Here is a 22,195-nt window from a genome sequence, read left to right as displayed (position 1 = left end):
ATTATTTCCACTTAATGCAATTATCTAAAATACAATAAATTAAAAATCCTCTATATGAGGATTTTTTCATTTAAAAACCTATTGTATAGATTTTGTATCATAACAATTCAAATAAAAACCACTTATAAAACTGATAATCATACCATTAAAATGTTTGTTTATTTTTGTACTTTTGTTAAGAGATATATCTATTTCACTAATTTAAATTACTTCTCATGAGAACTTTTCTACTTATCTCATTGATACTTTTGGGAATCCATGGATTTTCTCAAGTAGGCATTGGAACCGACGCTCCTACGAAAGATTTAGATATTAACGGAGAACTCAGAATTAGAACCATTAACAATGGGAATGTCCCAACAGACGGTGTTATACTAACTGACGCAAATGGTGTGGTAAAAAAAACAACTCCTAGTAACCTTATTAACAATACACTAAAAACCGTTGTAAAAGGTAGTTTTGCTCAAGACGCAGGTTCTCTAGTAAGTTTATCATTATTAAGTAGTGAAGCAAAAATAACATTCAACGCAGAAGAAATTGACTTAAATGATGAATATGATGTTACATCAGCTACATATACCGCAAAACAACCCGGAATTTACAGAGTGTATTCTCAAATAAAAGCTGGAGGTACTGTAGCTGTAGCAACCAACTTCGGCATCTCCATCCGTAAAAATGGAACGATTATAGCTAGAAATAATTTTGCGAATATTGGAATTACTGTAGTTATTACAGAAATTAATGTTACTCCCCCAGTTCGTTCTGCAGAAAATCTAATTCAACTGAATACGGGTGACACTATTGAATTTTACTTCGATGCCAATCTACTATCTGTTGATCTAATAAAAAATAAAGTTGATAGTTATTTTACAATAGAACAAATTAGGTGATTTTTTTTAAAAATGATAATTATCATATGTAATCATTTTTTTTAGTAGTAACTTCGAGTATAGAAATTTAAAAAGTAAAATTATGATAACCAAACATCCTATTTACCAAGATTTTCCTGAGTTCGCAGACAAGATTAAAGACTTGTATCATCATAATGATGAATTTCAAGTATTAGTGCACTCGTACACAGAATTAGACGAAAAAATCTATAAAATTGAAACCGATGAAGAATTAGCTATGGATGATGAATTATCACAACTTAGAAAAGATCGTGTGTTTCTTAAAGATGAAATTTATAATTTCCTAAAAAATAATTAGATTGATTTGGTCAGAAAAAGAGGCTGTATTCTTAGTGAAACAGCCTCTTTTTTTACAATAAAGTCTTCGGACAAACATATTCTGTTTTAGGTAATGAAGTAGTTTTTGCAATTTCATTAAATCCTCCTGTAACATCTACAAAATTATCATATCCTCTTTGTTTTAAAATGGAAGCTGCAATCATACTGCGATAACCTCCAGCGCAGTAAATCACAAAGGATTTATCTTTAGGAAAACTATCTAACTTAGCATTCAATTGATTCAATGGAATATTGACGGAATGTAACAGGTGTTCCGAATCAAATTCACTTTTCTTACGAACATCAAAAAGTAGAACCTGCTCTTTATTGAACCACTCTTCCAACTCTTTACCTGAAATTCTTTTTAAAGTATCAATTTCTTTACCTGATTGTTTCCATGATGCAAATCCACCTTCTAAATACCCTATAGTATTATCATATCCTACTCTTGATAATCGAATCATACATTCTTCTTCCCTACCAGGTTCTGTAACTAAAAGTATAGCTTGATTAATATCGGAAATCATCTCACCAACCCACATAGCAAAACTACCATCGATTCCAATATTAATGCTATTTGGAATAAAGCCTTTTGCAAAATCATTGGCATTTCGAGTATCCAAAACTAAAGCGCCCGAAACATTAGCTAAAGCTTCAAAATCATTTGGATGTAGAGGTTTCTTTGCTTTTTCAATTACTTTATCCAAGGATTCATATCCTTTTAAATTTAGCAATACATTTTTTGGAAAATAACCTGGCGGCGTTGTCAATCCCGTAAGTAATTCATTTACAAACTCGTCTTCTGTCATATCTTGTCGAAGCGCATAATTGGTTCGTTTTTGATTGCCTAAAGTATCGGTAGTTTCTTTACTCATGTTTTTTCCACAAGCACTACCCGCACCATGATTGGGATACACAATTAAATCATCTGAAAGCGGCAAGATTTTTTCACGGAGTGAATGATACAATAAGCGAGCTAATTTATCCTGAGTTAAATCGGCAACTACGTGTTGGGCCAAATCAGGGCGACCAACATCACCAATAAACAAGGTATCACCTGATATGATTCCGTGTTCCTTATCGTTTTCATCAATCAACAAGTACGTTGTACTTTCCATGGTATGACCAGGCGTATGAATGGCTTTTATTTTATAATTTCCAATGGTAAAAATTTGACCATCAGCAGCAATTAAAGCTTCATAATTAGGCTTTGCAGTTGGTCCAAATACAATTTGAGCTCCCGTTTTGGCTTTTAAATCCAAATGACCGCTCACAAAATCGGCATGAAAATGGGTTTCAAAAACATATTTGATTTTGGCATTATCTTTTTTGGCACGATCGATATAAGGTTGGACTTCACGTAATGGATCAAAAATAGCAGCTTCACCATTATTTTCTATATAATAAGCAGCATGCGCAATACAACCTGTATAGATTTGTTCTACTTTCATAACGTAACTTTTAGAGGTTACGAATTTACAGGCTAACAGTTAGAAGTAAAATGATAAATATCATGTAGAAAACCATCGATTAGTTTTCTAAAACACGATTAATTTGAATGAAACGTCTTTTATAATAAGGTTCTTCCGTAGATGAAATTATAACTCCCGCTTGAACCGAAGAATGAATAAATTTAATTTCATCTCCGTTAATCTCAGTAATCATTCCTACATGGTTGATACTTCCTCTTCCGTTTGTAGTAAAAAAGATTAAATCGCCTTTTCTAGCCTGACTCCTATCGATTTTATACCCAGCACCAACAGCCATTGAACTAGAAGAACGTGGCAGCGTCATATCGATGTGCTTAAAAGTGGTAAACATCAAACCCGAGCAATCAAATCCAGCGCTTGAAGTTCCACCTCCTCTATAGCGCGTACCTAAATGTTGAGAGGCTTTAGCAATTAAGAAATCAATTTTTGACATATGTTCAAGAGAGATTTCTTCTCCAAATTTTGGCGCTTTTTCAGCTTCATTTTGGTGATTTACTAATTCTAAATTTCCTTTTTTAACGATAACTTCATAACCAATAGGTAAATTAGCTATTATTTCAGGATTCATTTCTTCCAAATCCCTAACACTAACTTTATATTTTCTAGATAGTTTATATAAGGTTTCACCTTTACTAACAGTATGTACGTGATTACCTATTTCATCTATACACAAATTAGCATCTATGTTGATTAGTGGTGACGTTTCAACAGTTTCTTGTTTTACCACCAATTTTTGGTCTTCCTTTTTCTTTTCTTTTTGTTCTTCTTTAAGTGCTACCTTTTGCTCTGATTGAGCAGGTTCTTGTAATTGTTCTGATGTTTTTACTTTGGGTTTAACAGATTCTTTTTTGGCAGAAATTACAATTTTATCACCTATTTGCATAGTTTCAGCCTTAACATCAGGATTCAATTCTTTTAACTTTTCCAAGCTGATATCATACATTTTGGCAATCTTATATAAGGACTCACCTGAAGCAACGATATGAGTCTCTGGATTTGCATTTTTTGTACCCCCTTTTTCCTTTGAAGTCTTAGAATTTGATTTCTTATTTGGAATCAACAAAACCGTTTTCAATTGAAGTAAAGCACCTTTAGCTTTTGGATTTAATTCATAAATGTCGGATTCACTAACATCATACTTTTTAGCAATGGAATAAATAGATTCACCCGAAACCACGGTATGTTTAATGGTTTTTTGAGCAAATAAAGAACAACTAAAAAAAATAAAAAGTAATATGTAAGTAAACCTCATTGGAACTATTTTATATGGATTGCAGATAAGAGTTTGCAAGATAAAAAAAACTCCCTTTAAAAAGGGAGTTTTAACAATATTTTAAATTCGAAATTTAACTATGCTTTTTCAGCCGCAATTAAATTTAAAGCCGAGCCCGCCACAAACCAAGCGATTTGGCTATCGTTATAAGAGTGATTCGCTAAAATTGTATCTTTAGAACCATCAGCATGAACAAATTCTAATGTCAGCGGTTTTCCTGGAGCAAATTCTGTTAAATCTAAGAAATTGATGGTATCATCTTCTTGAATTTTATCATAATCCGATTCGTTGGCAAAAGTTAAAGCTAACATTCCTTGTTTTTTCAAATTCGTTTCATGAATACGAGCAAATGATTTCACTAAAACTGCTTTTACACCAAGAAAACGTGGTTCCATAGCTGCATGCTCTCGTGAAGAACCTTCACCATAGTTATGATCACCCACTACAATCGACGGAATTCCGGCTGCTTTATAAGCTCTTTGTACTTTAGGCACTTCGTCATAGGCTCCCGTCAATTGATTTTTCACCGAATTTGCTTTTCCATTAAATGCATTTTCCGCACCAATCAACATATTATTCGAAATATTATCCAAATGACCACGGAAACGTAACCAAGGTCCAGCCATCGAAATATGGTCAGTCGTACATTTCCCGAACGCTTTGATTAACAATTTGGCACCTGTAATATTTTTACCATCCCAAGCATCAAAAGGCGCTAACAATTGTAATCGGTCTGAAGTTGGAGAAACCACAACTTCTACATTAGAACCATCCTCTGCTGGTGCTTGAAATCCAGGATCTTTTACATCAAAACCTTTAGTTGGTAATTCATCTCCAAAAGGGGGATTCAATTTTACAGCTTCTCCTTTATCATTTATCAAAGTATCTGTTATGGGATTAAAATCCAAACGACCTGAAATCGCTAAAGCGGCTACCATTTCTGGCGAAGTTACAAAAGCATGCGTATTTGGATTTCCATCGGCTCTTTTTGAAAAGTTACGGTTGAACGAATGTACGATGGTATTTTTTTCTTGTTTGTCCGCTCCTTCTCTATCCCATTGTCCAATACAAGGCCCGCAAGCATTCGTAAACACTTTGGTTCCCATTTTCTCGAAATCGGCAATAATTCCATCTCGTTCAATCGTGTAACGAATTTGTTCCGAACCTGGGTTAATCCCAAATTCTGCTTTAGGCTTAATGCCATGAGCCACCGCTTGTCTTACAATGGAAGCAGCACGCGACATATCTTCGTAAGAAGAATTGGTACACGAACCGATTAATCCCCATTCGACTTTAATTGGCCATCCGTTAGCTTCGGCTTCCGCTTTCATTTTGGAAACTGGTGTTCCTCTATCTGGAGTGAAAGGCCCGTTAATGTGTGGTTCTAATTCTGATAAATTGATTTCGATTAATTGGTCAAAATATTTTTCTGGATTCGCATAAACTTCGGCATCCGCGGTTAAGTAAGAAGCCACTTTATCCGCTGCATTCACAACATCTTGACGACCTGTTGCTGCTAAATATCTTCTCATTGAATCATCGTATCCAAAAGTGGAAGTAGTAGCTCCAATTTCAGCTCCCATATTACAAATAGTTCCTTTTCCGGTACACGACATCGATTCGGCACCTTCTCCGAAATATTCTACAATAGCACCGGTTCCGCCTTTTACGGTCAAAATATCAGCTACTTTTAAAATAACGTCTTTTGGTGCGGTCCAACCGTTTAATTTACCCGTTAATTTTACTCCGATTAACTTTGGAAATTTTAATTCCCAAGACATACCCGACATAACATCAACCGCATCGGCACCACCAACTCCAATAGCCAACATTCCTAAACCACCAGCATTTACAGTATGAGAATCAGTTCCAATCATTAAACCTCCAGGAAAAGCATAATTCTCTAATACGATTTGGTGAATAATTCCCGAACCCGGTTTCCAAAATCCAATTCCGTATTTATTAGATACTGAGGACAAGAAATCAAAAACCTCTTTAGATTGTTTATTGGCGAAAGCTAAATCAGCTTCTGCACCCGATTTTGCTTGAATTAAATGGTCGCAATGTACGGTTGTAGGAACCGCAACTTTACTCTTTCCAGCATGCATAAATTGCAATAAGGCCATTTGTGCTGTTGCATCTTGACAAGCCACTCTATCGGGAGCAAAATCAACATAATCTTTACCTCTTGCGAAGGCTTGCGTTGGCATTCCTTCCCAAAGATGCGAATACAAAATTTTCTCAGACAAAGTCAATGGACGCCCAACTATATCACGAGCTTTATCTACTCGTTCTGCCATGGTGGCGTATACTTTTTCAATCATTTCAATATCAAATGCCATAGTAATTTATTTTGTTTGTTATTTAATCCCACTAATTTACAAAAAATTGAACAGATAAAAACAAAAAAGCCCAAGTAAAAAAACTTGAGCTTTTCATTTTGATATTTAGATTTAATTATCCTACTAACAATTTGTGAGATGGAGCAAACTTAGTTAAGTTGATTCCATCCACCGCTTTTTTGTATTCTTCAATTGAAGGGGTTCTTCCTAAAATAGTTGACAATACTACAACAGGAGTAGATGATAATAATGATTCTCCTTTTTTCTCTGCAGAGTCTTCTACAACACGACCTTGGAACAAACGAGTTGATGTTGCCATTACCGTATCTCCTTTAGACGCTTTTTCTTGGTTCCCCATACAAAGGTTACAACCCGGACGCTCTAAATACAACATGTTTTCATATTCGGTACGAGCAACTGCTTTTGGTGCATTATCATCAAATTCGAAACCTGAATATTTTTGTAATACTTCCCAATCGCCTTCTGCTTTTAATTCGTCAACAATATTGTATGTTGGAGGAGCAACTACTAATGGCGCTTTAAATTCCACTTTACCTTGTTGTTTTTCGATATTTTTCAACATTTGCGCTAAGATTTTCATATCTCCCTTGTGAACCATACAAGAACCGATGAATCCTAAATCTACTTTTTTATCACCGCCGTAGAAAGAAAGCGGACGAATCGTATCGTGCGTATAACGTTTTGAAACATCTTTATTGTTAACATCTGGGTCAGCAATCATTGGCTCAGCAATTTGATCTAAATCTACGACCACTTCAGCATAATATTTTGCATTTGCATCTGGACGTAACGCTGGTTTTTCACCTGAACGGATCTCTGCAATACGCTTGTTTGCTTTATCGATTAATCCTTGAAGAACACGGTTTTTGTTGTCCATGCCTTTATCAATCATGATTTGGATTCTTCCTTTTGCAATTTCTAAAGATTCGATTAAAGTTTCATCTTCAGAAATACAAATAGATGCTTTCGCTTTCATTTCAGCAGTCCAGTCAGTAAATGTAAACGCTTGATCAGCGGTTAATGTTCCAATGTGAACTTCGATAATTCTTCCTTGGAAAACATTTTCACCACCAAATTGGTGCAACATTTGCGCTTGAGTAGCATGAACTACATCTCGGAAATCCATATAATCAGGCATGCTTCCTTTGAAAGTCACTTTTACCGATTGAGGAATTGGCATTGAAGCTTCACCCGTTGCTAAAGCAAGAGCAACAGTTCCCGAATCTGCACCGAAAGCAACCCCTTTTGACATTCTAGTATGTGAGTCACCACCAATAATAATAGCCCACTCATCAACTGTAATATCATTTAATACTTTGTGAATTACGTCGGTCATTGGATGATAAACCCCTTTTGGATCACGTGCTGTAATCAATCCGAAATCATTCATGAACTGCATTAATTTCGGGATGTTTGCTTGTGCTTTTTTATCCCAAACAGATGCTGTATGACAACCTGATTGGTACGCTGCATCAACAATTGGAGAAATTACAGTTGCTGCCATCGATTCTAATTCTTGAGCCGTCATTAAACCTGTAGTATCTTGCGAACCTACAATGTTTACTGTAACACGAACATCAGAACCAGCATGCAACACTTGTTTAGAAAGAGTCCCAACTGCATTTTTATTGAAAATTTTCTCAACTGCCGTTAATCCTTGACCTTCAATGTGAATCTCTTTTGAAGGAGCGTATACAAGAGGTGCTTCAATTCCTAAAGTTTTAGCAGCAAAAGTTTGAAGTTTTTTACCAAAAACGATAGCGTACGAACCACCCGCTTTGATAAATTCCATTTTTTGTGGGGTGAATGATCTTGAAATATCGATCAATTCTTGATCACCGTTGTATAATTTTTTTGTTTTTGTATTGATGGTCAAAACAGTTCCAGTTGCAACTGAATATACTTGCTCTAAAACTGGTTCCCCATTTTCATCGCGAACTAATTCACCGTTAGCATCGGTCTTTTTAACCCAGTTTTTTAAATCGATTCCAATTCCTCCTGTTACGTCAACTGTAGTTAAGAAAATTGGAGAAATTCCATTGGTTCCTCCTACGATTGGAGCGAAATTCACGAATGGTACATAAGGACTTGCTTGTTTACCTGTCCAAAGTGCTACGTTATTTACACCTGACATACGAGAAGAACCTACACCCATCGTGCCTTTTTCAGCAATTAACATTACCGATTTATCTGGATGTTGCGCTTGTAAGGCTTTAATTTCTTCTTGCGCTTGAGGTGTAATCATACATTTTCCGTGTAATTCACGGTCAGAACGCGAGTGCGCTTGATTTCCTGGAGATAATAAATCGGTAGAAATATCACCTTCTCCAGCGATAAAAGTTACCACTTTGATTTCCTCTGCAACTTCTGGAAGTTTAGTAAAAAACTCCGCTTTTGCATAGCTTTCTAAAATAGCTTTTGCTACTGCATTTCCATTTTCATATGCTACTTTTAAACGATCCATATCGGCATCGTATAAGTAAACCTGTGTTTTTAAAACTTCAGCCGCTTGTTTCGCAATTGCTTCATCGTTTCCTAAAGCTAAATCTAACAATACTACGATAGATGGTCCACCTTTCATGTGCGATAACAATTCAAAAGCAAAAGTTGGAGTAATTTCAGCCACTACTTCTTGCCCTAAAATAATTTCTTTCAAGAATTTAGCCTTAGCACCAGCAGCAGGAGTAGTTCCCGGCAAAGTGTTATAGATGAAAAATTGCAAGCAATCTTCTCTATTTGCATTGTTTGTATCTTTGATTTGAGCAATGATTTCGTTTAATAAATCAGCACTATCAATTGGTTTTGGATGTAATCCTTGACCTTTTCTTTCCTCGATCTCTTTAATGTATTCGTTATAAAGATTCATTTCAGCAGCTAATGCCATACTATAAATAAGTTAATTAGTGTTTGTTGTTAAAGTGGCACAAATTTAATAAATCTTAATCAAATTTAAAAATTTTTAATAAAAAGCCTAAATAGAAGAATTATTATTTACAAAGATTTTATTTTAGTATTTATTTTTCAATAAAATTCGATAAAACAAAAATATTTTGAATAATTCGTAATTTAAAATCAAAGTTTTGTTAAATCAGCAAAAAACAATACTTGTTTTTAAAAGAGTAACAAAACAAAGGTGCATTTCCACTATCGGAAGTCCACAAAATGCTATGCTTAAAAGAAATTAGAACAACTTCTTAATGATTTGTTCTTCAGTTATACCCTCTGCATCCGCTTTATAATTTTTTACTATTCGGTGACGTAAAATACCTATAGCTACCGATTTTACATCTTCGATATCAGGAGAAAATTTACCATTAAATGCCGCATTGGTTTTAGCTGCTAAAATTAAATTCTGAGAAGCTCTTGGTCCTGCCCCCCAATCAATATAGGTTTTCACAAACTCATTAGACAAAGGATTATCGGGACGTGTTTTGCTGACTAAAGTAACGGCATATTCAATCACATTATCCGCCACAGGCATTTTTCGGATTACATTTTGAAAATCGATAATTTCTTGGGCTGTAAATAATGGTTTTACTTCAGGCTTAAAATCAGAAGTAGTAGATTTTACCACATTTACTTCTTCTTCAAAAGTAGGATAATCCAACTTAATCGCAAACATAAAACGATCCAATTGCGCTTCAGGAAGCGGATATGTTCCTTCTTGCTCTATAGGGTTTTGAGTAGCCAATACAAAATAAGGCAAATCTAATTTATAATGATGCCCGGCAACAGTTACGGCACGTTCTTGCATAGCCTCCAATAAAGCGGCTTGTGTTTTAGGAGGCGTTCTGTTTATTTCATCTGCCAAAATAATATTCGAAAAAATAGGCCCTTTTATAAATTTAAAATTGCGATTTTCGTCTAAGATTTCACTTCCCAAAATATCAGACGGCATTAAATCAGGTGTAAACTGAATGCGTTTGAACTGCAACCCTAGCGCTTGAGATATAGTATTCACCATCAAAGTCTTAGCAAGTCCCGGAACTCCTATTAACAAAGCATGACCACCTGAAAAAATACTCATCACTATTTGATGTACTACCTCATTCTGACCTACAATCACTTTAGCTATCTCTAACTTTAATTCATTTTGTCTTTTTACTAATTCATTAATAAGCGTAACGTCTGACATAAATTCTAATTTTAGTAATGGGTAAAAGGTGTTCTGATAAAGAAACTAAGATAATTATTTTTTATGAAAAAATACCCTTTGAAAATTTTCAGAGGGTATTAATATAGTTTACTTTTTTAACCAATTGTTGGCAAATGGGCAATCCTTATAATCATCTCCAATTTTAATGTAGGTCTCTTTAATTTTTTCTTCAGACCACTTAGCAATAGCTTTAATTTGTTTGTCTTTTAAAGCCAACTCTTTGATCTTTAAATAATCTTTCGCAAAATCTGCTTGATGTTCTTCAGTTCTGTTATTTACAGTGATGATTTTATAAAACTTACCCATTCCTCTAGCTTCATCTAGAATTGGCATAGTAACCTCGCCGTCTTTTAAATCCGAAACTTGTGCATATAATACAGGGTCCATTTTTGTCAATTCGAATTTTGGCTCCATAGTTCTTGGATTTAACAAAACACCACCATTATTTCGTGTTTCTTTTTCATCAGATGAAGAACGAGCAGCATCAGCAAAAGAAATTTCTTTGTTTACAATTTTAGTTCTGATTTGCTCAATTTTTTCTTTAGCGTCTTTAATAGCTTGAGAAGAAACTTTTGGTGTAATTAAAATATGACGTAATTCTACATCTTGACCTTTAATTTTCTCCACGTAAATAATGTGAAATCCAAATTCCGTTTCAAAAGGTTCTGATATTTCTCCTTCAGCCAAACTAAAAGCAACATCTTTAAATTCTTTCACAAAAGGCGTTTTACGATTCATTTTGTAATATCCTCCATTCGAACTAGAACCAGGATCTTCTGAAAACAAAACTGCCTTACTGAAAAAACTCGACCCATTTAAAACATCTTGTTTTATTTCTTTCAACTTATTGATTACATTGTTTTTCTCGTCTTCTGAAATCACAGGCTTCACAACGATTTGAGCAATCTCCATTTCAGCTCCCACGGTAGGTATTTCATCTGCAGGGATTCCTTTAAAGAAATTACGCACTTCTTCAGGTGTTATTTCAACCCCGTCAACAATTTTCTTTTGCATTTGAGTAGTTAACTTATTCATTTTTACTACATCGAAAAAATGACTTCTTAACTCTTCTACGTTTTTCTTGTTGTAATATTTAACTACCTTATCAATCGAACCAATTTGTTCAACAGCTGCATCAATTTGTTCATTCAAAAATGAATTTACCTCAGCATCTGATACTACTATACTGTCTTGAACCGCTTGATGTGCATATAATTTATCTTCTAATTGCTTTCCTAATAATTCGCAACGAGTGATATTTTTCACATCAATTCCTTGTGATTTTAAGGTTATCAATTCTAAATCAATATCAGAATCCAACACCACATAATCGCCTACAACAGCAATTACGCCATCTACTTTTTGTCTTTTAGGTTGTGCAAATACTGCTGACGATGTTATTAATAGTAATGCAAAAAGTAATTTCTTATTTATAAATTTCATATTTATTGTCTTTGATTGCGTCATTCGTAATCTCTTTTTCTAAAGTATTAATTAATTCTAATTTTCTATTATTTATTATAATTTGTTTTATAGTTGGTTTTAAAAACTCTAACGGAGTTGCACTATCTTTTGGTAAAACACTATTCACTTTTACTAACCAAATAGTAGTTGAATCAGGATACTGAAAGTTACTACCACTTGAAATATAATGTTGCTTGTTGTCAATGTTTATGAACGGGATTTTCTCATAAACCTGATTAATATCCACCCAAATAGAGTCGTTAAAAGCATAACTTTTAAACTGAACTGCCATTTGCTCAAGCTCTTTCTTATCTTTTTTGGTAAAGGAAGTAAACTTTGATTTAATTTTAGCAAATTTTGGATTTTCTTTAACTAAATTAATGTATCGTAACTTTACCAATTCTGAAGGATTCTTGAAATACTGTTTATTTTTATTGTAGTAATCCTGAATCTGAGATTCCGTAACCAGAGTATCAACCTGACGTATTACTAAATTTTCCAGATATGCCTCAGTATATAAATCAACTTTATATTGCTCAATCAAGTCGTTAAATGCTTCAACTTGATCTTTCCCAATGTTTTTCTCTGCCGCTTCAAACAATAATTTTTGTGTTGCCCATCGATCAATAAATGATTTCACAATGGTGATGCTATCTTCTTTTGAAGTTCCATTAGGAACCAAGTTTAAAATATCGGACTCATATAAATAACTTTTCCCAACACGCGCAATAGCTTTGGGCTCCTTCGGTGGTTTAAAATAATCACACGAAGCTACCAATAGGAAAAGCAAAAATATAGAAGTCCAGTATTTCATTATTTACTCAATTGATTCTTCACCTTTAAAAACACATCTTGATTTACTTTTATTGAAAATTCTTTTTTCAATTCGTCAACCCAATGATTTTCTAAATATTGCTGATAATCGCTAATAACTCTTCCTTTAGTTTCTGATAATTCCTTATTACCTGATGGTTTTTCATCAATTACATGAACTACAAAATAATAATTATCTTTCGAAACAATTGATGAAACTCCTTTAGACAAATTATTAAATTGTGATAAGACGTCAGCATCTATTTCATAAAGACCTGATTTTGATATAATGTTAACTTTTCCGTCTTTATTTAGTTCTGCTTTAATGTAATCCAATGATTTTCCTTTTTTCAAGAACTTTTGTGCCTTCTCAATTATTTTCAAATCAGTAGATGATAAAATATCCGCTTGTAATCTTTTTTTCCACTGATAATTCTTAATGTTGTCTTGAAAATAGGTATTCAAAGCTAAGGTATCATTCTTTGCTCTATTCCATATCTCTTTTTCCATTAAGTCAAAAAGCAACAAACCATCACGATACTCATCCATTACATATCGAAACTCTGGGAATTCATTTTCCAAATTATCATTGTAATAAGCCAATACTTGTTCATCAGTAAATTTTTCAAACAATTCATCCACCAATCTCGAAATAGGTTTTGTTTTTATATTCCCCTTCTGACTAGAAGATATATAATCTAAAAACACCTTAGAATTTACTTTTTTAACCTTATTTAGGGTTAAGACTACTCCCTCTAATTGATTGTTTTTGGCTGGAACTTCCCAAGTTTGATTGTAGAATTTATCATTTACAACAGACTTGACTTTAGAGAGTAATGTGAGATTCTTATTCACATCATATTTAGAACGTAACTTTTTGGCTAAGGAATTAGTGATTAATAAGGAGCGTTCATCTCTTTTTATTTTATCTTCCAATTCTGATTTCATTTCTGATAGCGAACCAACAGGATGTTTTTCGATTAGTTTTACAATATGCCATCCAAATTGCGTTTCAAAAGGAGCCGATATTTGTTGTCTTTCTTTTAAACCAAATGCAACATTTTCAAACTCTTCCGAACTCAACTGCCCCGATCCAAAACGTTGCAAAATACCACCTTTAGATGCGGAAGACTTGTCCTCTGAAAATTGTTGGGCCAAACTTTCAAAACTTTCGCCTTGTTGGATTTTTTGATAAATAGCATCTATAGTAGATTTCGCTTTTTCTTTTGGGCCATTTTCATCTTGTTTTAAAAGCATAATATGAGCCACTGTTACTTCACCACGATTAGCTCTCTTGTCTGCTACTTTAACCAAATGATAACCAAAACGAGTTCTAAAAGGCTTGGAAACTTGACCTACAGGAGTATGGTAAGCAGCATTTTCAAATGGGTAAACCATTCTAAAGGCAGAAAAATAACCCAAATCACCATTATTTTCTTTTACAGATGGATCTTCAGAAGTTTGTTGGGCTACCGTTATAAAATCCTCACCTGCATCTAATCGCTTTTTAATAGCTGTAATTTTTTGATAGGCTTTTAAAGTATCAGCCGGAGAAGCTCCTTCATCTACTAAAACTAAGATATGAGATGCTCTTACCTCTTGTTGCAATCTGTCATATGCTTCTTGAATCAACTCATTAGTAACTTTAGAATCATTCAAATAATTCTTAGACAATTGGTTGCGATACGATTTTAGTTCATTTTGGTAATTATTGCCATTTTGTAAACCAAGTTTATTCGCTTTTTCTACTTTTAACTTATAGCCAATAAACAATTCCAAATACTTATCCAGATCTTTTTGAGAGTCATCTTTTACTAAATCTAAATTCTTTTTGTAAACCCTAACAAATTCATCCGTATAATAAGGATTATTGTCTATCGAAAACAAAACTTCCTTGGTTTGGGCCAATAAAAAATAAGGTGTTATTAAAAAAACAAAAACAAGTAAGCGACTAATTTTCATAATATATGTATACATTTTGAGTTGCAATCGACAAAAATAACAATTCGAGACTATTCCACAACATTTAAAACGGACTATTAACAGAAAATTCTGCAAAAAAAGTTACTTTTGCACAAAATTTTGAATAATGAGTTTTATAGAAGAAATAGCAAGAAGAAGAACCTTTGGAATTATCTCCCATCCCGATGCTGGTAAAACAACTCTAACAGAGAAATTATTATTGTTTGGTGGAGCTATTCAAGAAGCGGGTGCGGTAAAAAGTAATAAAATTAAAAAAGGTGCTACTTCCGATTTCATGGAGATTGAAAGACAAAGAGGAATTTCCGTAGCCACTTCTGTCTTAGCTTTCAATTATAAAGATAAAAAAATCAATATCTTAGATACACCTGGTCACAAAGACTTTGCAGAAGATACCTTTAGAACTTTAACTGCAGTTGATAGTGTAATCGTAGTAATCGATGTTGCAAAAGGGGTTGAGGAACAAACCGAAAAATTAGTGGAAGTTTGTAGAATGCGAAACATTCCAATGATTGTTTTCATTAACAAATTAGACCGTGAAGGTAAAGACGCTTTCGATTTGATGGATGAAGTGGAGAAAAAATTAAAACTTCGAGTAACACCATTAAGTTTTCCTATTGGAATGGGATACGATTTCCAAGGAATCTATAATATTTGGGAAAAGAACATTAACCTTTTTGAAGGTGATAGTCGAAAAAATATTGAAGAAACGATAGCTTTTAACGACATCAATAATCCAGAACTAGAAGGAATTATTGGAGAAAAACCAGCTAACCGATTAAGAGAAGAGTTAGAATTAATAGACGAAGTATATCCACCATTTGACAGGGAGGAATATTTGGCTGGTGATTTACAACCGGTGTTCTTTGGTTCGGCTTTGAATAATTTTGGAGTTCGAGAATTATTAGATTGTTTCATCGAAATTGCGCCAACACCAAAGCCAAAAGAATCAGATACGAGATTAGTTCAACCTGATGAAACCAAATTCAGTGGATTTGTTTTTAAAATTCATGCCAACATGGATCCAAAACATCGTGACCGTTTAGCTTTCGTTAAAATTGTTTCGGGAACATTTGAAAAAAACAAACCGTATTTACACGTTAGACACGGAAAAAACATGAAATTTTCAAGTCCAAACGCTTTTTTTGCAGAAAAGAAAGAGATTGTCGACATTTCCTATCCTGGTGACATCGTAGGATTACACGATACGGGTAACTTCAAAATTGGAGATACTTTAACGGAAGGAGAAATAATGAATTTCCAAGGAATTCCAAGTTTCTCACCAGAACATTTTAGATACATCAATAATGCAGATCCATTAAAATCAAAACAATTAGAAAAAGGAATTGACCAATTAATGGACGAAGGGGTTGCCCAATTATTTACGTTAGAAATGAACGGAAGAAAAGTAATAGGTACCGTAGGAGCGCTACAATACGAAGTTATTCAATACCGTTTAGAACACGAATATGGTGCAAAATGTACGTATGAAAACTTTCCAGCTTTTAAAGCATGTTGGGTAAAACCACAAGATCCAAAAAACGAAGAATTTGCCGAATTCAAGCGTGTAAAACAAAAATTCTTAGGTCACGATAAATACGGCCAATTGGTTTTCTTAGCCGATAGCGATTTCTCAATCCAAATGACCCAACAGAAATATCCTACAGTAGAATTATTCTTTACTTCGGATTATCAAAAGAGATAAAACAAAAAGCCATTTCGTTTGAAATGGCTTTTTAGTTTTATGAATGTAATTAATTAACAATTAAAGGACGAACTCTCCAAATATCAGTGTAAGGATAAGAAAATGCAGATAATTCTTGATTAATAGTACTATTAGATGTTCTAGTAGTATTGAAAAAATTAGAATATTTGTTAACTGCTTTATCCGGCTGACGTGCACCAGCTGTAGATGAAAAATAAATATTACCATCTACTCCCCAAAAAGGCTGAGTCTCATTTGAGTCACCGCTTGTAATTTGAGTTAAAGAAGTCCCATTAACTTTCATCACGAATAAATGACTAAATTTATCTTTTGTTCCAATAAAAACAATATGTTTTCCATCAGGGGAATAAGCACCATTAGTAGAATGCTGTTCACCAGTTGTAATCTGTGTGCTTTGGAACGATTTCAAATCTAGTTCGAATAACTGATAAAAATCACCTGATAATTTTGTATACAACAACTTATCACCTTTCGGACTCCATTTAGGATTAATACCTTCAGAGAGTACTGTAAAGCTACTTCCATCTCTATTAACCAAACAGATATTACGAGTCTCTTGCAAAGTTGTAGTTAAAACTATCTTCTTGCCATCTGGAGAAACACTAGCATCTGCATCAAAATCACCATAAGCATTTTGACCAATATAAGTTAAACCTAATTTATTTATGCTTGTAACTGCTATAGTAGGTTTAGAGGCATAATAGGTGAAAATAAAATTTTCATTATCTATCCACGAAGGTCTATCCGTTTTATTTCCTATTAATGGAGTAAAACCTGGTAGCATAACATCATTTTTTAATCTAATACTCCATTTATTATAATTGTTATTTGCGTCATCGCGGATTACATATAATAATTTTTTTCCATCTGGAGACAAAGAAGGTTGAAATTCTGCTACAACATCATCTGTTATTCGAACTAATTCTTTCGCACTTGCTGTAACTTGAGGACCAGACAACTTAACTGGAGCTGGTTTCGTAGAACTGCATGAATTTAAAATAAATACAGCAACTATACTAGAGAGGATAATTTTTTTCTTCATAAAAACTTAATTTATTTGTTAAAAAACAAATATATAATTTTTTTTAAAAATTATATTTATTTTTTTTTAAATTATAAATAAATTTTCTAAAAAAAACAAAAAATGAGCCCAATATAATGTTGAGCTCACTACTATGATACCTAATTAACTACAATTGTGATGAAATATAGAGAATTTATTTTTTTAATTATTTATGTCTTCTTTGCTCTCTTGCTAATAAGGTGTTTTTCAACAACATTGCAATCGTCATAGGACCTACTCCCCCAGGTACTGGTGTAATAAAAGAAGCTTTTTTAGATACATTTTCAAAATCAACGTCGCCTACAATTCTGTATCCTTTTTCAGTAGTTTCGTCTTCTACTCTAGTGATACCAACATCGATTACAACTACATCGTCTTTAACCATTTCGGCTTTTAAGAAATTAGGAACTCCTAAAGCAGAAATGATAATATCGGCTTGAGAGGTAATTTGGTTGATGTTTTTTGAATGACTGTGAGTAACCGTTACCGTTGAATTTCCTGGGAATCCTTTTCTTCCCATTAAAATCCCCATTGGACGACCAACAATATGGCTTCTTCCGATAACTACGGTATGTTTTCCATCAGTTGGCACATTATAACGTTCTAATAACTCTAAAATTCCGAATGGTGTTGCCGGAATAAAAGTAGACATGTCCAAAGCCATTTTTCCAAAATTTTCAGGATGGAAACCATCTACATCTTTACTAGGATCAATCGCTTCAATGATTTTTTGGGTATCGATTTGTTTTGGCAAAGGCAACTGAACAATGAAGCCGTCAACAGCATCATTTTCGTTCAATTCTTTGATTTTTTTCAACAATTCAATTTCGGTTGTAGTACTTGGCATTTTAATTAAAGTAGATTCAAAACCCACGCGCTCACAAGCTTTAACTTTACTTCCTACATAAGTTAAACTAGCGCCATCATTTCCTACGATAATGGCTGCCAAATGGGGTACTTTTTCTCCTTTTGCTTTCATTTGGGCTACCTCAGCAGCGATTTCATTTTTAATATCTTCCGATACTTTTTTTCCGTCTAATAATTGCATTTTGTTGTGTTGTTTGTTGTGTGTTTTATTTATATATTATAAAAAAGACGCGAGGAATCGCGTCTTTACAGTTTATCTCATGCCTTTCATTCCTCCCATGGCTTTCATTAGGTTTTTACCTGCACCACCTTGCATCATTTTCATCATTTTACTCATTTGGTCAAATTGCTTCATCAATTGGTTCACCTCTTCAATTTTTCGACCCGAACCTTTAGCAATTCTAGTTTTGCGTTTTACATCAATGATAGACGGCTTACTTCTTTCTGCCGGAGTCATTGAATAAATAATAGCTTCAATATGTTTGAAAGCATCATCTTGAATTTCTACATCTTTCAACGCTTTTCCAGCACCTGGGATCATTCCAACAAGATCTTTCATGTTACCCATTTTCTTGATTTGTTGAATTTGCGCTAAGAAATCGTCAAAACCAAACTCGTTTTTAGCGATTTTCTTTTGTAATTTTCTTGCTTCTTCTTCGTCATATTGCTCTTGAGCTCGTTCTACTAAGGAAACCACGTCTCCCATTCCCAAGATTCGATCTGCCATACGAGAAGGATAAAACACGTCGATAGCTTCCATTTTTTCACCCGTACCGATGAATTTAATTGGTTTATTCACTACCGACTTAATCGAAATCGCCGCTCCACCACGAGTATCACCATCTAACTTCGTTAAGATAACTCCGTCAAAATTTAATCTATCGTTGAATGCTTTCGCTGTATTTACTGCATCTTGTCCCGTCATCGCATCTACCACAAACAACGTTTCTTGTGGTTGAATGGCTTGGTGAACATTAGCGATTTCATTCATCATTTCTTCATCTACAGCCAAACGACCAGCGGTATCGATAATGACTACATTGAAACCATTTGCCTTGGCATGTTTGATCGCATTTTGAGCAATTTCAACTGGATTTTTATTTTCGGGTTCTGAATAGACTTCAACACCAATTTGTCCACCTACTACATGCAACTGATTAATTGCCGCAGGACGATAGATATCACAAGCCACCAATAAAGGCTTTTTGTTCTTTTTCGTTTTTAAAAAGTTCGCTAATTTTCCAGAAAAAGTAGTTTTACCAGATCCTTGTAAACCCGACATTAAAATCACAGAAGGATTTCCAGAAAGGTTAATTCCAGCGGCATCACCACCCATTAATTCGGTTAACTCGTCTTTAACGATTTTAACCATTAATTGTCCTGGCTGTAATGTAGTTAATACGTTTTCACCAATTGCTTTTTCTTTTACTCTTGTGGTAAAATCTTTTGCAATTTTAAAGTTTACGTCGGCATCTAATAAAGCTCTACGAACTTCTTTAAGAGTATCAGCAACGTTAACGTCGGTAATTTTACCATGTCCTTTTAATATATGAAACGCTTTATCTAACTTATCACTTAAATTATCAAACATAATGCTGTTTTTGTTTAATGAAGTGCAAAGATAACATAAAGTTAGAAAGTCGCAAAGTAGTATTTAGAGTTTGAAGAAAATAATCAGTTGGTATTAAAATAAAAAAGAAAATATTCCATTTGATCTGAGAAAAAATAATCAAAAGTTTTATATTTGATATAACCATAAAAATCAAAAATATGATTTTAACAACAACCAATTCGGTAGAAGGGTTTTCAATAGTGGAATACTTGGGAATCGTTTCTGGAACTGCAGTAAATGTGCAAAAAATGAAATTTACATTCAATATGCAAAAATACTACTCGGGAATCAGCGAAAGTATTTTAGATGTTAAAGAACAAGCGATGCAACAAATAAAAGCAAATGCAGAAAAATTAAATGCCAATGCGGTTGTGGGTATCCAAGTTGATATTGAACTCACTTCAAGTAATTATGTTGCAGTAAGTGTAACAGGAACCGCAGTAAGTATAATAAAAAAATAATAATATGAAAACAAAAAAACCAACTTTAAAGTTGGCTTTTTGTTTGGGTAAAAAGGGTTATTTTTTAATTCTTCTCAAAAGTCAGGTAATCGGTTCCACCGCTACCACCGCTTACATCCACTAACTCAATCTTAGAGGGGCCATAACTAATAATACTCCAATCATCTGTTAAATCATCTACAAAACTTGCAGGAGCAGGTGAAGCAAAAAAGATGTTAAAATCTAGGTCGTCGTTTGGAGTATCATCATTACTATTATCACGAGTAACTGACCAAGAACCTGTAAAAGTTGAAGAGTTAGCCGCTGTTAAAACACTATTTGCACCAAATGTAAAAATGTAATTGGAATAATTCGTTGTTTCGTTAACACCTGAATCTTCATAGAAAGTAATACGCCAAGTTCCTTGGTTCACGGTATTAATAACAGGAGTTGGATCTGCTGAATTTACAGAATCATTATCATCCGAACAGGTAGAAGCTACATTGAGCATAAAAATCAAAGATAATAACGGAATTAAAGATAGTCTTTTCATAAAGTTATATTTTTAATGAATAAATTATTGTAATGCTTTTAATTTTTTGTAAAGTATAAATAATCTGTACCTTCATTTCCTCCACTCACATCTTTTAATCTAATTTGAGTAGAGGTAAATTCAACTACTTCCCAGTCATCTTCAAGCTCATCTAAGGCTAAACCTTCATAATTTAAATCTAATTTTTCTTCACCACTTTCTATATAATTAGACCAACTACCATTTAAAATATTGCCATTTAGTATTGCTTGAGTAGTTCCATTTGCTGTAAAAGTGAAAACATATCCTGAATATGCCGCAGTTTGATCTGTATCATCATAAAAATATGAAACATACCAAGATCCACTAGATAAAATTGCGGCTAAATTTCCATTACTACCCGAAGAAGGAGAATCATCATCACAATCATCGATAGCATCCTCAATAACATCTTCAAATTGGTCATTATTAGATATCACAATGGTTTGATTATTTGAATTAGTTACTGAAATTGGATATTGAATCGCTATATATTCATTATCCTCTAGCGACTCTAAAAAATTGTATAGTTGTACATTATTTGTAATAGAAATTGTTTCAGCTAATTGATTATTTGCGTTATAGATATTAACTACAATTGGAAAATTGAAATTAATACATTCTATTTCATCAAAACCATCATCTTCACCACAATCATCCATAATATCATCTAAAACATCTGAATTTTGTACTACAAGTGTGGTAAAATTTTGAAATTGAACCGTGATTGGATAGACAAAATTTACAATATCATCATCGTTTGAAAATGCATCAATTGCATCTTGAACTGTTTGATAATCCGCTTGATTTGAAACTACAATATTTTGTCCATTAACAATAACAGTTGCCGGAAGTACAACGCTAAAACAACTTGAATTGTCTAACACGTTATCAGTTGATGTAGGATTTTGAGAAACCCTAGAGATTAAATTTGTTAATGGTGAAGATTTTGCTAGATTTTGACTAGTATCTTGAATGACTTCATTTTCTTCACTTTGGCATGACATTAAAAGCAAACCTATTAAACTTAAATTTAAAAAATGTTTTAGTTTCATATTTATTATTTTTTTGGGTTTATATTAGTTATAACAATTCAAATTAATTTTACCCTACCTAAATTTTAAAAAAATGATTAAAATTAAAAATGT

Annotated in this window: 17 protein-coding genes; 4 read left to right on the top strand and 13 right to left on the bottom strand. The window is 33.5% G+C overall.

The window, feature by feature from the left end; all coding sequences use genetic code 11:
* The first annotated feature begins 215 nt into the window (after positions 1-215).
* The gene (locus NAT47_RS05295; protein WP_250581094.1) at positions 216-890 is read left to right on the top strand and encodes a hypothetical protein; all 675 of its coding nucleotides are present in this window, start codon (positions 216-218) and stop codon (positions 888-890) included.
* 82 nt (positions 891-972) lie between these two features.
* The gene (locus tag NAT47_RS05290) at positions 973-1,209 is read left to right on the top strand and encodes a YdcH family protein (RefSeq protein WP_250581092.1); all 237 of its coding nucleotides are present in this window, start codon (positions 973-975) and stop codon (positions 1,207-1,209) included.
* A 52-nt stretch (positions 1,210-1,261) separates the two neighbouring features.
* Here NAT47_RS05290 and NAT47_RS05285 read toward each other — a convergent pair whose 3' ends face one another.
* The 8 genes from NAT47_RS05285 to NAT47_RS05250 form a co-directional block, all read right to left on the bottom strand.
* Entirely contained in the window at positions 1,262-2,680 is a 1,419-nt protein-coding gene (locus NAT47_RS05285) for an MBL fold metallo-hydrolase (protein WP_250581090.1), read from the bottom strand.
* A 79-nt stretch (positions 2,681-2,759) separates the two neighbouring features.
* Entirely contained in the window at positions 2,760-3,971 is a 1,212-nt protein-coding gene (locus tag NAT47_RS05280) for a peptidoglycan endopeptidase (RefSeq protein WP_250581088.1), read from the bottom strand.
* Positions 3,972-4,069: 98 nt separating this feature from the next.
* Positions 4,070-6,334, bottom strand: coding sequence for an aconitate hydratase (locus NAT47_RS05275; RefSeq protein WP_250581080.1), 2,265 nt, complete (start codon positions 6,332-6,334; stop codon positions 4,070-4,072).
* 115 nt (positions 6,335-6,449) lie between these two features.
* Positions 6,450-9,221 (bottom strand): bifunctional aconitate hydratase 2/2-methylisocitrate dehydratase, encoded by a 2,772-nt coding sequence (locus tag NAT47_RS05270; RefSeq protein WP_250581349.1) that lies wholly within the window; start codon positions 9,219-9,221, stop codon positions 6,450-6,452.
* A 315-nt stretch (positions 9,222-9,536) separates the two neighbouring features.
* On the bottom strand, positions 9,537-10,490 hold the full coding sequence (locus tag NAT47_RS05265; RefSeq protein WP_250581078.1) for an AAA family ATPase: 954 nt from the start codon (positions 10,488-10,490) through the stop codon (positions 9,537-9,539).
* A 108-nt stretch (positions 10,491-10,598) separates the two neighbouring features.
* Positions 10,599-11,954: a peptidylprolyl isomerase gene (locus tag NAT47_RS05260; protein ID WP_250581076.1), complete on the bottom strand. Its 1,356-nt coding sequence runs from the start codon at positions 11,952-11,954 to the stop codon at positions 10,599-10,601.
* A complete protein-coding gene (locus tag NAT47_RS05255) occupies positions 11,938-12,789 on the bottom strand; it encodes a peptidylprolyl isomerase (RefSeq protein WP_250581074.1) in 852 nt (283 codons plus the stop codon). The genes NAT47_RS05260 and NAT47_RS05255 overlap by 17 nt, the downstream gene beginning before the upstream one ends.
* Positions 12,789-14,750: a peptidylprolyl isomerase gene (locus tag NAT47_RS05250; protein WP_250581069.1), complete on the bottom strand. Its 1,962-nt coding sequence runs from the start codon at positions 14,748-14,750 to the stop codon at positions 12,789-12,791. The genes NAT47_RS05255 and NAT47_RS05250 overlap by 1 nt, the downstream gene beginning before the upstream one ends.
* Positions 14,751-14,877: 127 nt before the next feature.
* On the opposite strand from NAT47_RS05250, the gene NAT47_RS05245 reads away from it, so the two are divergent.
* Positions 14,878-16,473 carry a peptide chain release factor 3 gene (locus NAT47_RS05245; RefSeq protein ID WP_250581062.1) on the top strand — a complete coding sequence of 532 codons (1,596 nt, stop codon included), beginning with the start codon at positions 14,878-14,880 and terminating at the stop codon, positions 16,471-16,473.
* 49 nt (positions 16,474-16,522) lie between these two features.
* Here NAT47_RS05245 and NAT47_RS05240 read toward each other — a convergent pair whose 3' ends face one another.
* From NAT47_RS05240 to ffh, 3 genes are all read right to left on the bottom strand, one after another.
* Positions 16,523-17,452, bottom strand: coding sequence for a TolB family protein (locus tag NAT47_RS05240; RefSeq protein WP_250581060.1), 930 nt, complete (start codon positions 17,450-17,452; stop codon positions 16,523-16,525).
* A 271-nt stretch (positions 17,453-17,723) separates the two neighbouring features.
* Complete coding sequence (locus tag NAT47_RS05235) at positions 17,724-18,605, bottom strand: bifunctional 5,10-methylenetetrahydrofolate dehydrogenase/5,10-methenyltetrahydrofolate cyclohydrolase (protein ID WP_250581058.1); 882 nt, start codon at positions 18,603-18,605, stop codon at positions 17,724-17,726.
* A 72-nt stretch (positions 18,606-18,677) separates the two neighbouring features.
* Positions 18,678-20,015 carry a signal recognition particle protein gene (ffh, locus tag NAT47_RS05230; protein ID WP_250581056.1) on the bottom strand — a complete coding sequence of 446 codons (1,338 nt, stop codon included), beginning with the start codon at positions 20,013-20,015 and terminating at the stop codon, positions 18,678-18,680.
* A 179-nt stretch (positions 20,016-20,194) separates the two neighbouring features.
* Between ffh and NAT47_RS05225 the strand changes: the two genes are divergently transcribed.
* A complete protein-coding gene (locus tag NAT47_RS05225; protein ID WP_250581054.1) occupies positions 20,195-20,497 on the top strand; it encodes a heavy metal-binding domain-containing protein in 303 nt (100 codons plus the stop codon).
* 64 nt (positions 20,498-20,561) lie between these two features.
* Here the strand turns inward: NAT47_RS05225 and NAT47_RS05220 are convergent, their stop codons facing one another.
* Positions 20,562-21,029, bottom strand: a complete 468-nt coding sequence (locus tag NAT47_RS05220; protein WP_250581052.1) for a hypothetical protein — start codon at positions 21,027-21,029, stop codon at positions 20,562-20,564.
* Between the two features lie 38 nt (positions 21,030-21,067).
* The gene (locus NAT47_RS05215) at positions 21,068-22,102 is read right to left on the bottom strand and encodes a hypothetical protein (RefSeq protein WP_250581045.1); all 1,035 of its coding nucleotides are present in this window, start codon (positions 22,100-22,102) and stop codon (positions 21,068-21,070) included.
* Positions 22,103-22,195: the final 93 nt, after the last annotated feature.

This window comes from Flavobacterium fragile, from assembly GCF_023634865.1.
GTDB classification, from domain to species: Bacteria; Bacteroidota; Bacteroidia; order Flavobacteriales; family Flavobacteriaceae; genus Flavobacterium; species Flavobacterium fragile.
The sequence above is the reverse complement of the archived record's forward strand: the minus strand, read 5'-3'. Positions and strand labels throughout refer to the sequence as shown.

Coding starts and splice junctions, on each gene's coding strand:
- NAT47_RS05245 (WP_250581062.1), top strand. CDS start 14,878: ATGAGTTTTATAGAAGAAATAGCAAGAAGAAGAACCTTTGGAATTATC.
- NAT47_RS05270 (WP_250581349.1), bottom strand. CDS start 9,221: ATGAATCTTTATAACGAATACATTAAAGAGATCGAGGAAAGAAAAGGT.
- NAT47_RS05220 (WP_250581052.1), bottom strand. CDS start 21,029: ATGAAAAGACTATCTTTAATTCCGTTATTATCTTTGATTTTTATGCTC.
- NAT47_RS05235 (WP_250581058.1), bottom strand. CDS start 18,605: ATGCAATTATTAGACGGAAAAAAAGTATCGGAAGATATTAAAAATGAA.
- NAT47_RS05260 (WP_250581076.1), bottom strand. CDS start 11,954: ATGAAATTTATAAATAAGAAATTACTTTTTGCATTACTATTAATAACA.
- NAT47_RS05215 (WP_250581045.1), bottom strand. CDS start 22,102: ATGAAACTAAAACATTTTTTAAATTTAAGTTTAATAGGTTTGCTTTTA.
- NAT47_RS05275 (WP_250581080.1), bottom strand. CDS start 6,334: ATGGCATTTGATATTGAAATGATTGAAAAAGTATACGCCACCATGGCA.
- NAT47_RS05295 (WP_250581094.1), top strand. CDS start 216: ATGAGAACTTTTCTACTTATCTCATTGATACTTTTGGGAATCCATGGA.
- NAT47_RS05250 (WP_250581069.1), bottom strand. CDS start 14,750: ATGAAAATTAGTCGCTTACTTGTTTTTGTTTTTTTAATAACACCTTAT.
- ffh (WP_250581056.1), bottom strand. CDS start 20,015: ATGTTTGATAATTTAAGTGATAAGTTAGATAAAGCGTTTCATATATTA.
- NAT47_RS05290 (WP_250581092.1), top strand. CDS start 973: ATGATAACCAAACATCCTATTTACCAAGATTTTCCTGAGTTCGCAGAC.
- NAT47_RS05280 (WP_250581088.1), bottom strand. CDS start 3,971: ATGAGGTTTACTTACATATTACTTTTTATTTTTTTTAGTTGTTCTTTA.
- NAT47_RS05225 (WP_250581054.1), top strand. CDS start 20,195: ATGATTTTAACAACAACCAATTCGGTAGAAGGGTTTTCAATAGTGGAA.
- NAT47_RS05285 (WP_250581090.1), bottom strand. CDS start 2,680: ATGAAAGTAGAACAAATCTATACAGGTTGTATTGCGCATGCTGCTTAT.
- NAT47_RS05265 (WP_250581078.1), bottom strand. CDS start 10,490: ATGTCAGACGTTACGCTTATTAATGAATTAGTAAAAAGACAAAATGAA.
- NAT47_RS05255 (WP_250581074.1), bottom strand. CDS start 12,789: ATGAAATACTGGACTTCTATATTTTTGCTTTTCCTATTGGTAGCTTCG.